Origin of the sequence: Pseudarthrobacter sp. NIBRBAC000502770, from assembly GCF_006517815.1 — a bacterium.
Taxonomy (GTDB): Bacteria; Actinomycetota; Actinomycetes; order Actinomycetales; family Micrococcaceae; genus Arthrobacter; species Arthrobacter niigatensis.
Genome location: NZ_CP041198.1, coordinates 712,231 through 723,938 on the forward strand (window position 1 = coordinate 712,231; position 11,708 = coordinate 723,938).

General features: G+C 67.2%; 9 protein-coding genes. 6 read left to right on the forward strand and 3 right to left on the reverse strand.

Annotated features, from left to right (window positions below):
* The first annotated feature begins 159 nt into the window (after positions 1 to 159).
* The 6 genes from NIBR502770_RS03660 (at position 160) to sufU (ending at position 9,258) form a co-directional block, all read left to right on the forward strand.
* Positions 160 to 780, forward strand: a complete 621-nt coding sequence (locus NIBR502770_RS03660; RefSeq protein WP_141161137.1) for a 50S ribosomal protein L25/general stress protein Ctc — start codon at positions 160 to 162, stop codon at positions 778 to 780.
* 119 nt (positions 781 to 899) lie between these two features.
* Positions 900 to 1,505, forward strand: a complete 606-nt coding sequence (pth, locus tag NIBR502770_RS03665; RefSeq protein ID WP_141181060.1) for an aminoacyl-tRNA hydrolase — start codon at positions 900 to 902, stop codon at positions 1,503 to 1,505.
* 207 nt (positions 1,506 to 1,712) lie between these two features.
* On the forward strand, positions 1,713 to 4,349 hold the full coding sequence (locus NIBR502770_RS03670; protein WP_141181061.1) for a LuxR C-terminal-related transcriptional regulator: 2,637 nt from the start codon (positions 1,713 to 1,715) through the stop codon (positions 4,347 to 4,349).
* 52 nt (positions 4,350 to 4,401) lie between these two features.
* The gene (locus NIBR502770_RS03675) at positions 4,402 to 6,990 is read left to right on the forward strand and encodes a LuxR C-terminal-related transcriptional regulator (protein WP_246857387.1); all 2,589 of its coding nucleotides are present in this window, start codon (positions 4,402 to 4,404) and stop codon (positions 6,988 to 6,990) included.
* A 469-nt stretch (positions 6,991 to 7,459) separates the two neighbouring features.
* A complete protein-coding gene (locus tag NIBR502770_RS03680) occupies positions 7,460 to 8,785 on the forward strand; it encodes a SufS family cysteine desulfurase (RefSeq protein WP_141181062.1) in 1,326 nt (441 codons plus the stop codon).
* 23 nt (positions 8,786 to 8,808) lie between these two features.
* Entirely contained in the window at positions 8,809 to 9,258 is a 450-nt protein-coding gene (sufU, locus tag NIBR502770_RS03685; protein ID WP_141161133.1) for a Fe-S cluster assembly sulfur transfer protein SufU, read from the forward strand.
* Between the two features lie 81 nt (positions 9,259 to 9,339).
* On the opposite strand, the gene NIBR502770_RS03690 is transcribed toward sufU, so the two are convergent.
* The 3 genes from NIBR502770_RS03690 to NIBR502770_RS03700 are packed head-to-tail and all read right to left on the reverse strand — an operon-like array spanning position 9,340 to position 11,611.
* On the reverse strand, positions 9,340 to 9,561 hold the full coding sequence (locus tag NIBR502770_RS03690; protein WP_141161132.1) for an SCO4848 family membrane protein: 222 nt from the start codon (positions 9,559 to 9,561) through the stop codon (positions 9,340 to 9,342).
* 3 nt (positions 9,562 to 9,564) lie between these two features.
* Positions 9,565 to 10,062 carry a DUF2505 domain-containing protein gene (locus NIBR502770_RS03695; RefSeq protein ID WP_141161131.1) on the reverse strand — a complete coding sequence of 166 codons (498 nt, stop codon included), beginning with the start codon at positions 10,060 to 10,062 and terminating at the stop codon, positions 9,565 to 9,567.
* Between the two features lie 43 nt (positions 10,063 to 10,105).
* Positions 10,106 to 11,611 carry an SDR family oxidoreductase gene (locus NIBR502770_RS03700; RefSeq protein WP_141181063.1) on the reverse strand — a complete coding sequence of 502 codons (1,506 nt, stop codon included), beginning with the start codon at positions 11,609 to 11,611 and terminating at the stop codon, positions 10,106 to 10,108.
* Positions 11,612 to 11,708: the final 97 nt, after the last annotated feature.

Here is an 11,708-nt window from a genome sequence, read left to right on the forward strand (position 1 = left end):
CCTTGGCGAGGGAGGGCATAGCCTCCGTTATCGACTGGGTCTGCAGGTCCTTTCGCAGGGACCGCCTTCTTGAAGGGCCGCCTCCGGGCCGCCCGGCGTTGAAGGTCACACCAGACCTCCGCCCTTGCTGAACACCGTTTAGTCTTCAAGGAGTTTTCCATGTCTGAGCAGAAGCTCGCAGCAGAACTGCGCACCGAATTTGGCAAGGGCTACGCCCGCCGCGCACGGATGGCCAACCTGATCCCCGCCGTCATCTACGGCCACGGCGCAGAGCCCATCCACGTCACCCTCCCGGCCAAGGCCACCACCCTCGCGGTCCGCACCGCCAACGCCCTGCTGTCCCTGGACATCAACGGCGAAGGCCACCTGGCCCTGGTCAAGGACATCCAGCGCGATCCCGTAAAGCAGATCATCGAGCACATCGACCTCCTGACCGTCCGCCAGGGCGAAAAGGTCACGGTTGACGTTCCGGTCCACGTTGAAGGCGAAACCGCCCCCGGCACCGTCCACAACCTGGAACTGACCGTCGTGTCCCTCGAAGCCGAGGCCACCCACCTGCCCGAGTCCGTCGTCGTCAGCATCGAAGGCCGCGGCGCCGGCGAGCACATCCACGGCTCCGACCTGGTCCTGCCCAAGGGCACCGTCCTGCTGACCGACGCCGAGGCACTGGTCATCAACATCTCCGAGGCCGTTGAAATCGCCGAGGAAACTGAAACCGAAGCTGCCGCCGAGGGCGCAGCAGCGGAAGCTCCTGCAGCAGAAGAAGCCGCAGCAGAGTAACCACTCCGCAGTTCCCGCAGTGGCCGGACCCCTCCCGGGGCCCGGCCACTGCCATGTCCGCAGCCCGGCGTCCCTTCGGTCTGCCATCCTGTCCACGCCGTCCCCCTAGGATTGAATCCATGACTGACACCTGGCTGATCGTTGGCCTCGGCAACCCCGGCACGCAGTACCACGGCAACAGGCACAACGTCGGCCAGATGGTGCTCGATGAACTCGCCGGCCGCATCGGTGCCGGCTTCAAGACCCACAAAGCCCGCGCCCAGGTCCTCGAAGGCCGGCTGGGCATCGGCGGCCCCAGGGTGGTCCTGGCGAAGCCAATGACCTACATGAACGTATCCGGTGGCCCCGTGTCCGCCCTGGCCAACTTCTATGGCATCCCCGCAGACCATGTTGTCGCGGTGCATGACGAAATCGATATTCCCTTCAACACGGTCAAACTCAAACTCGGTGGCGGCGAAGGCGGCCATAACGGGTTGCGGGACATCTCCAAGGCGCTCGGCACCAAGGACTACCTCCGGGTGCGCGTAGGGGTGGGACGGCCGCCCGGACGGATGGACACTGCCGACTTTGTTCTACGCGACTTCGGCACCGCGGAGCACAAGGAATTACCCTTCCTGCTGGACGATGCCGCCGACGCCGTGGAGACCCTGCTCCGTGAGGGGCTCACCGCCGCGCAGCAGAAGTTCCACCCTGCCAAAACGGAAATACGCCCACCGGAATCGTAAAAGTTCCCTCCGGCCCTATTTCCCTGTCTGTGGCACGGGGTACTCTTCTTCCTATGCGGGGAGCAATGGGGCTACATCCCGCTATTGCAGGATGTAGGGGAAAAGTTCATGTCAATCGAGCCACTCAGCTGGGGACGTGGGTCAACGCCGCAAGGTGACGGGCTGCCCACGCCAACCTCCGGGGCCCCGGAGGGCCAGCAATGGTCCATGCCTGCACGAAGCGCCCACCTCGACGCCGTCCGCACCGCCCTGACCAGCGAAAACTCCTTGGGCGTGGTGATCACCGGCCCCAGGGGAGTGGGCAAGTCCTCCCTTGCCCGCGCTGCCGTGGCGGACCTTGGCCCCGATATCTGGTCCCTGCAGCTTCGGAGCGGGCCTTCGGGATCCGCCACCCCCTACGGTTGCCTGTCATTCCTGCTGGCACGGCTGCCGCAGGCCTACATGGGGTCGCCCACCGCCATCCTCAGGGGCATCACCTCACTGATCCGCAGCGACGCCGCCGGCAGGCCGTGCGTCATTACGCTGGACACGTCAGCCTGCATCGACGACATGAGCGCGGGCGTACTGCTGAACGTCCTGCTGACCGGCACCGCGAAAATCGTTGCCGTCGCCCCCAACTCCAGCGACCTCCCCGCTGACTTCCACTGGCTGCTGACGGACCGGAAGCTGACCGAAGTACGGCTCAGCAACCTCAACGAGCTCCAAACCAGGCAGGTGCTGCTGTCGCTGCTGGGACACCGGGTCGCTTCCTCCCTGGTCAGCACCTACCACCAGATGGTGGGCGGAAATCCGCTGCTGCTCAAAGCCCTTGTCACCGAACAGCAGCTCTCCGGAAACCTGGTCCTCTCCGATTCGGTCTGGACGCTGCGGGACAAGGTGGTGCTCGACGGCGCCGCCAGCCTTGATGACATCGTCCGCTCCCGCTGGTCACGGGAAACTCCCGAAGCCCGGGAGGTCATCGAGATGCTCTCCTGCGCCCGGCGGGTGGAATTGTCGAGCCTCACCGCGATCTATGGCGCGGATGTGGTTGCGGACATGGAGGACGGTGCGCTGCTCGAGATCGACGACTCCGAGAACCGCTGGGTGTCGCTGCGGGAGAAATACATCGGGGACGTTGTCAGGACCTGGCTGAGCATCTCCCGGCGTCGCGAGCTTCGCAACGTACTCCTGGGCGGCAGGGAGCCGGACCCGGCAACCATGACGGTGGATGAACTGATGTCGTTCGCCGCCTGGACCCACGAGTGCGAAGCCGAACTGGCTCCTGCGCTGGCGCTGGCGGCCGCCGAGGCCGCAGTCCAGCTCTTCGACCCCCGGTTCGCCCTGACTTATGCGGAGATGGTGCAGCGGACCGATGCCGGATGGGCGTCCGCGCAGCGGCAAAAGGCTGCGGCATACCTGCAGCTGGACATGCCGGACCAGGCCTTGGCAGCCCTGGAAAGTATTTCCCGGCCCGAGCTCGAGGCCCTCGATCCCGAAGAGTATGCCCAGGTGGTCGCCGCCAAGGCGCGGGTGATGCGCTACATCCCTGAGCATGAGGGCAAGGTCCCCGAACTGCTGGCCACCGCCAGGGAATGGCTTGACAGGACGGCGCAGCATCCGGTCTGGCCTGCACCGGCAGCCGTGGCAACCAACCGCATCTCCTTGAGCGAATTCGAATACCAGGCCCATACCGGCGATTACGCTGCCATGATTCCCGCGCTGGAACGGGCGGCCGATCCCGCGGCCAACCCGGACACCGCCTTCCGGTTCCAGTCAGCCATCACCCTGATGAGCGCCCTGGCGCTGACCGGGCGGGAGATGGACGCATTGAGCCTCATGCGCCAACTCGGCGGCCAGCTCACTGACGCCTCGCACGTCGTTGGGCTCCGTGAGCGCTACACAAGGGAGGCCTACTTCGTCCTGCTGGTGGCGGGCCAGTGGCGGCGCTGCATCGACCTCCTCAGCCCCTTCAGCACCGGCCAGCCCCACCGGCTGCCGTACCGGAGCGCCGCCACCGAACTCGCGGCCGGGGTGGCTTTCGCTTTCTCGGGTCGGGGCGAGGCGGCCCTTGAACCCCTGATCTCCGCCGCTGCGCAGCTGGAGCTGCAGCCGGTCCAGGCGGCCCTGCGAACGGCGTACGCTGCCACGGCCTTGGCCTATGCGCAGACCGGGAACGCCGCTTTTGCCCGCAAGTACCTGGCCAAGCTGCAAAGGACATCCGGCAAGGCAGGGTTCGCGACCGAGAGCATCATCGAGTTCTGTGCCCTCGTCGCCGGGCGCTGGCTGGGCGACTCCGAGGCCGTGGCCGGACTGAAACAGGGTGGCCGCCGAAACCTGGAAGCAGGCAGGCACACCCTGGGCGGCATGTACCTGTTGGCTGCAACCGTGAATGGCAGCGATACCGACTTCCGCCTCCTGGAGGACATCGCAGGCCACCGCCAGGGTCCGCTGGCCGAAGTTTCACGGCTGATTGCCCTCGGGAGCAGGACGAAGGATGCCAAGGCGCTGCTTGCCGGCGGGGAACTCGCAGCGACCCTGGAGCTGGATGCCGTTGAGGCCCGGTGCATGGCGTTGGCGGTTGATTTCGCCCGGCAGGACGGGGACGCCCTCTCGGCAAGGACTGCGCAGGCGCGGCTGGACATCCTGGCCGCCACCGTGTCCAACCTGCCCATCGTGCCCAGCAGCGGGAGCCCGCTGTTGACCAGCCGGGAACGGCAAATTGCCCGGATGGCGGGCCGCGGCGCCTCAAACCGTGACATCGCCATGGAAATGGGCGTGTCGGTCCGCACCGTGGAAGGCCACCTGTACCAGGTCTTCACTAAGCTGGGCGTGACTTCAAGGGGTGATCTGACTGGACTCGTCTAACGGGCACAAGCCGGCGGCTGCGCACCGGCTCCTTACCGGCCGCCGGGAGCCGGTGGAACGGATCTGCAACCTGGTCCGGAACGGCACGCACCAGGCGGTGTTCATCATGGCCGGCCCCGGCATCGGAAAGTCGGCCGTGACGGATGCCGTGACGGATCGGCTCGCAGGAACGATGAGCATCCTGCGCATCCATGCCAGTTCTGCCCTGGCTGGCGTGCCGTTCGGGGTGCTGACCCCCTACACGGGGGACCTCACCGCTGAAGAGTCCGTCTCACCTGTGGCAGTGCTCCGCTCCATGTGGTCCTATTTCGAGAAACTCAAGGGCACCGGCAGCTCGCCGGTGCTGCTGGCGGTGGACGATGCCCACCATCTGGATGACGCCTCCGCGGGCGTTCTCGCCGAGGTGATTTCGGCCGGATGGGCAACGGTGGTGGCCGCCGCCCGCCCGCGGCCGGGCCTGCCGCAGCCCCTGGACCAGCTTTGGTATGACGGCCTGGCCGAGCGCGTGGACCTCCGTCCCCTCAACCATGAACAGATCGAGGAAGTCCTGGCCCACATCCTTGATGGGACAGTGCCGGGTGCCACCGTGGATGCCATCTGGAATGCTTCCGGGGGAAATCCCCGGTTGCTTGATGCCCTGCTCCATGACGCCGCTGAAGCGGGCGTGCTGGCCAAGCGCAACGGAATCTGGATGCTGTTGGGTGAGCTGCCCGCGGACGGTGCCCGGCTCGCAGCAGTGGTGGCCAAAGACCATCTCCGGCGGGGGCCCGAGGAACAGGAAGCCCTGAAGCTCATTGCCCTGGCCGGGCCGGTGGGCCGAAAGGTCATCGAAGATATCAGCGGGGCAGCAGTGGTCCGTTCCCTGTTGGACCAGCAGATGATCGTGGAGGCTCCTGGCATCCCCGCTGAACTTTCCATGTGGAACGGGCTTTTCGCCGGGGCCATCCGGAACACCGTTTCCGTCTCCCGCAGCCTCCAGTTACTCGAAAAGGTCAAAGCCCACCAGAATCCCACCCTGCTGCAGGGGGAGGGCCGGCTGCGGTCGGTGGAATGGGCCCTGGAGTGTGGCATCCGGGTCAGCGACGAGGAAATGCTGGCGGCAGCGAAAGAGGCCTTGCTGAGGTTCCGCAACCACAGTGCGCGTTCCATTGCCGCCCGCATCCACCACCCCCCGCTGGTTCCGCTGGCCCAGGCCATCCAGGCCCGGGCGCTGTACAACGAAGGGGCGTATGCTGACGCAGCGGCACTCCTGGACGGATGCTGGCTTCCGTTGGCAGATGACACCGAGGGGCCGGCCGTCCTGATGCTCAGGGTTTCGGCGCACCAAGCCCTTGGCCGTTCCGTGGGTGTTGTGGCAGATGACGTCGAAAGACACCCAGCACTGTCCGGCGGTGAGGACAGTTGGCAGGAAGAGCTCCTGCACCTTCTGCAACTCGGCGCCGACGTGAATGTCGCGGCCTTGGAGGACGCCGTCAACGGGATGCGGACGCGCCGCACCGGAACAGCGGGGGAACCGCTGCGGGCCCTGGCTGAGGGGCTCCTTGCCCATGCCCTGGCCTCCGCCGGGCGTCCCGTGGAGGGTCTCGAGGCGGCCCTGCTGGCCGCCTCGGAGCTGCCACCGCTGGAAGGCAGCCTGTTCTTCTTCCCTGAATTCGTGCTGGGGAGGCTCGTCTCCGACTACCTGGCCATGGGCGAATGGGAGTCGGCGGAGCGGGAGATTAACCATTACGCCGCGGCCAACAGCCCGGGGGCAGCAACCTTCAACGGGAGCCTGCAGCTGCTCCAGGGCTACTCGCTGCTCCGCCAGGGGAGGATGGAGCGTGCCTACCAGGTCCTGCTGCCGGCCGTGGAGGCGCTGAGGCTCAACGACCCCCTGCAGCTGTACCGGTTTGGCAGTGCCCTGGGCTTCTATGCAGCAGCCCGGCTTGGGGATGCCGAACAGGCGCGGCGCCTGGAACAGGACCACAAAGACGCCGCAGCCGGCTGGCCCGCCCACGATCTCCTCGCCGAGGCCTACGTGGCCGCCGCCGCCGAGTACCTGGCCCGTGACGGCAAGGGCCTGGCCGCACTGCAGACCCTGATGACCACCACGGAGGCTTCCGCGCGCACCGGCAACCTCCTCGAAGTCCTGGCCATGTGCTGGGACCTGGGGGATCCCTCGGTGGTGCCCATGGTGCAGGCCGCCGCCCGTGGCGTGGAAGGCCGGTGGGCGGAAGCCCTGCTGACCCTGGCCACCGCCTGGGAGGGTGCAGACGGCGACACCCTGATGGCAACGGCTGCCTCGCTGGAGGAGGCAGGCTTTGTGAACCTGGCCCGGGAAGCCTATGCCCGTGCCAGTACCGTGCTGGAGCAGGTCGGAGAACGGCGCAGGTCCCGGCAGGCCGTAGCCCAGCGGGAGAAGTGCGACCACGAACTGGGTGAACGGTTCCGGGAAGGCCGCTTCATTGCAGCGGCGCCGGCCGTCCGCCTCACCCGGCGTGAGCAGGACATCGTGGAGCTGGCAGTACAGGGCCTGACGGACCGGGAAATCGCCCAGCGGCTCATGGTCTCCGTCCGGACGGTGGAAGGCCACCTCTACCGGACCTACGTCAAGCTTGGCGTCCGGAGCCGCGACGAGCTCGAGTCGGCCCTGCCCAAGTAGAGTCCCGGCCAGGTCCTGTCCGCCCTGCCGCTGTTCCGCGCCTCTTCAGTCATTCCAGGGACCGTTATCAGTGCTGCCCCAGGCGTTTCGCCGCGCCATCGAGAACCGGCGGGTAGCCGCAGGGCGCCCCCGTAGTACTGCCTGGTGGATTCGAGTACTGCCTACTCGTGTACGGAAGGGCGCGGCGGGATTTACTTAAGGAGGCAAAGCAAAGCGGCCGGCTGGACGCCGCGGAGCAGCCGACAGGACATTGAGGCCCACTCAACTTCCGGCCCGCAGGGGCCGGGCTTAGACGGGGCCGGCGACGTCAGAGTCTTCTGAGACCGAGACTCTCCCCCCAGCCGTCGCCGGCCCTCTGCTCCCTCGGCTGAAGCCCGGGGCAGCGGTGGCGGCTACCCCTCCCGGGCGGCCGCCACAGCCGTGTGTGGGACAATTGGGTGTCAGCCATTGGCAGCCCAAGGAGTTCGTTTTGGCCGTAGTATCAACGCCAGCCACGCTGGAACGTGCCGTCCCGGCCGTGGATAACGCCGAGGTGCTGCGCATCCGCAACGACTTCCCGGTCCTTGACCAACTGGTCAACGGGCAGCCACTGGTGTACCTGGACTCGGGGGCCACCTCGCAGAACCCGTTGAGCGTCATCGAAGCCGAGCAGGAGTTCTACGAACAGCGGAACGCCGCCGTTCACCGGGGTGCCCACCACCTGGCGGTGGAGGCAACGGAAGCCTTCGAGGATGCCCGGCAGACCATGGCCGACTTCATCGGCGCCGACTACGTGGAAACCATCTGGACGTCGAACGCCACCGAGGGCTTGAACCTCCTGTCCTACGCACTGTCCAATGCCGGGCTATGGGCGGCCCAGGGGCGAGGGGACCAGGCGCTGAAGGGATTGGCGCTGAAGCCCGGCGATGAGATCGTGGTGACGGAAATGGAGCACCACGCCAACCTGATTCCATGGCAGGAACTGGCATTCCGCACCGGGGCCACCCTCCGCTTCATACCCATCGCGGATGATGGCAGCCTCCGCATGGACCAGGCCGCGGCCATAATTGGCCCACGCACCAAGGTCCTTGCCTTCACCCACGCCTCCAACGTCCTGGGAATTATCAACCCGGTGCAGGAACTGACGGCCCTGGGGCACGACGCCGGCGCCCTGGTGGTCCTGGACGCCTGCCAGTCCGCACCGCACTTGCCCCTGGACGTCAAGGAGCTGGACGTGGACTTCGCAGTCTTCTCCGGCCATAAGATGCTTGCCCCCACCGGAATCGGGGTGCTGTACGGCCGGCAGGAGCTCCTGGACATCCTGCCGCCGTTCCTCACTGGCGGATCGATGATCACCACGGTCACCATGGAACGGGCGGAGTACCTTCCGGCGCCCCAGCGTTTCGAGGCCGGGACCCAGCGCATTTCCCAGGCAATTGCCCTCGCGGCCGCGGCCAACTACCTGACCGAAACGGGGCTGGACCGCATCCACCGGTGGGAGGCAGACCTTGGCCAGCGCATCGTGGCGGGCCTGGAAGGCATCCCCGGCATCCGGGTCCTGGGCCCGGCCGCTGGGAAGGAACGGATTGGCCTTGCCGCGTTCGACGTCGAAGGTGTCCATGCCCACGACGTGGGGCAGTTCCTGGACTCCCGCGGCATTGCCGTCCGAGTGGGGCACCATTGCGCCCAGCCGCTGCACCGGCGCCTTGGCCTGACCGCCACCACCCGCGCCAGCGCCTACCTCTACAACACCACCGACGACGTGGACCGCTTCCTTGAAGCCGTGGCCGGCGTCCGGGCCTACTTCCGCGCCTAGCGGAGAACACGAAAGTTGACATCATGAGCCTCGACCAGCTGTACCAGCAGATCATCCTTGACCACTCAAAGGCCCGCCACGGCAGCGGCCTGGCCGCCACGGAAGCGCCGGAGGGCACGTCCACCGGGCAATCCCACCAGCTTAACCCGGTGTGCGGGGACGAGGTCACGCTCCGGCTTGCGGTCCAGGAGGGCAAAGTGGCCCAGATTGCCTGGGACGGGGCGGGCTGCTCCATTTCCATGGCGTCCGCATCTGTCCTGTCCGACCTCGCCGAAGGCATGACGGTGGCCGAACTCCATGAAGTTATCGACAGCTTCCGGGAAGTCCTGCGCTCCCGGGGCAAGGTCCACGCCGATCCCGAACTGCTGGGGGACGCCGCCGCCTTCGAGGGCGTGGCCCGCTACGCGGCCCGGGTCAAGTGCGCCATGATTTCCTGGGTGGCAGCCGAGGACGCGCTCAACCAGGCAGCGTGAGCCGGACAGCAAACAGCCCGGGCTTTCCCCGCTCAGGAGGGAAGCCCGGGCTGTTTCGTGCCAACACGGGTTGCGGCGGGGTCAGCCAAGCAGGCTGAGGACCCCGATCACGGCGGTGGCCAGCCCGAGCACCATGGAGATGCCCACCAGCACCACGTGCACGGTCAGGAACTTCGTTGCCTTGCCGGCGGCATCACGGGCGCGCGGATCCTTCATGACGCGGCGCAGGAACTGCGGCCACACCACCAGCGACCAAACGCCGGCAACAATGAGGACCAGCGCGGCGAAGACGGGAAGCTGCACGGGCTAGTGGCTTTCCAGCCAGGCCTGCGCCTGGGCGGCCTGCAGGTTCAGCGCCTTGGCCACCATGGGCTCGGCGGCGTCGGCGATCTTGCCGCCGAGGAACGGCACGGAGGACTTCACGGCGCCCTCAAGTTCCACGCGGGTTCCGCCGGCGTCGGCCACCAGCCGCTGGACGGCGGTGACGTCCACGGGAGCGCCGGCGATCTTCAGCGAGATGTTGCTCTGGCGTGACCCGTCCGCCGCGGGTGCTTCCCAGTTCTCCACCTGGGTCACCTTGAGGTTTTCGCCAACGAACTTCCGGGCGATTTCGGGCAGCCGGGTGGTGGGCAGGGTGCGCACGGAGGTGGTGTTGAAAGCCCCGGCGATGTCGCCGTCCACGGTGAAGGACTCGAGGCTGCCACCCACCAGCTGGCTGACGTGGCGCTGGAAATCCTCGTTCACCAGCACAGCGGCAACGCTGTCAACGGGGTGCGGAAGGGTGGTGGTTGCGCTCAGCGCCATGGGTCCTCCTGGGACGTGGGGAACGGATTAAGCCTCCAACATCCTACGGGGTGGTGGCCGCGGGCTCCGCATCGGCCAGTTTCCGGGCGGTGGTGGTGATGTTGCGGGCCATGGCCGGGAAGATCAGGCTGTGGAACGGCAGGACGGCGAGCCAGTACAGCCTGCCGCTCAGTCCCTTGGGGAAGAAGATGGCGCGCTGCCGGTAGCGGCTGCCCGCCCCGTCAGGTTCCACGGAGAGCTCCAGCCAGGCACGTCCGGGGGCACGCATTTCGGCGCGCAGCCGGAGCAGCCTGCCGCGCTCGATCCGTTCCACCCGCCACCAGTCCACCACCTCTCCCGCAGCGAGGGTGTGGGGATGCCGGCGCCCGCGCAGCAGGCCGGCACCGCCGGTCAGCTTGTCCAGCCAGCCCCGGACCTGCCACGCCAGCGGCAGCGAGTACCAGCCGTTGCGCCCGCCAATGCCTTCGATGACCGTCCACACGTGGGCCGGGTCCACGTCGCCGTGGAACGTCCGTTCGTCGATGTACACCTTGTGTCCGGCCCACTCCGGGTCACTGGGCAGGGGGTCGGAATCCGCGCCGGCATTGGCCCAGGTGGTCTCCACCTGTCCGTCCCGCTCCTTGCCCAGTGCCAGGGCCACGGCGGTCCGGTACGGGGTCAGGCCGCCGTCGGGCAGCGGGATGTACTGGTCGATGTCGTGCTCGTTGGACACCGCGTCGTGCTGGAGTGACTGGACCAGCGGGACCGCCATGGACCACGGGATGGGCGTGGTCAGCGCCACCCAGATGCCTGCCAGCTTGGGCGCAGGGATGGGCAGCGCCAGCACCACCCGGTAGGGCAGGCCTGCTTCCGCAGAGTATTCCTGCATCATCCTGGCGTAGGTCAGCACCTGCCGGCAGCCGATATCGAACGTCCTGTTGATGGTGCCCTCCAGGGACGCGGCAGCAACCAGGTAGTACAGGACGTCGCGGACGGCGATGGCTTCGATCCGGTTGCGCACCCAACTGGGCGCCGGCATCAGTGGCAGCGTTTCGGAGAGGTGGCGGATCATCTCGAAGGAGGCGGAGCCGGAGCCGATCACCACGCCTGCCTGGAACACCACGGCGTCCACCGGGCTGTCCAGGAACACCTTGCCTACGGCCTCGCGCGAGCGCATGTGGGTGGAGAGTTCCACCCCTTGAGGGTGCAGGCCGCCCAGATAGACGATCCGTTGCACTCCCGCGGCAGCGGCAGCGTCCGCGGCGGTCCTGGCCATCGCCTTTTCCTTCGCTTCGAACCCGGCCCCGGCCGCCATGGAGTGGACCAGGTAGTAGAAGACATCGACGCCGGACAGCGCTTCGCGGAGGGCGTCGCCGTCGTCGAGGCTGCTTTGCACCACCTCCACTTTGTCGCGCCAGGGGACGCCGGCGATCTTGTCGGGGGAGCGGACCAGCACCTTCACCGTGTGGCCGGCTTCGAGCAGCTTGGGCACAAGCCGGCCGCCGATGTAGCCGGTGGCCCCGGTAACGAGGACGGTCCTGGGTGTTGGCGTGGCACTCATTGCGGTCATGCTGGCTCCTGTTCGTCCCTTGGAATTCGCAGCGGCTGCCCTTACGGACTGCTGCGCTGCGGGAAAAGGCTGCGGAAATGGCTCGACGTTGCCAGCC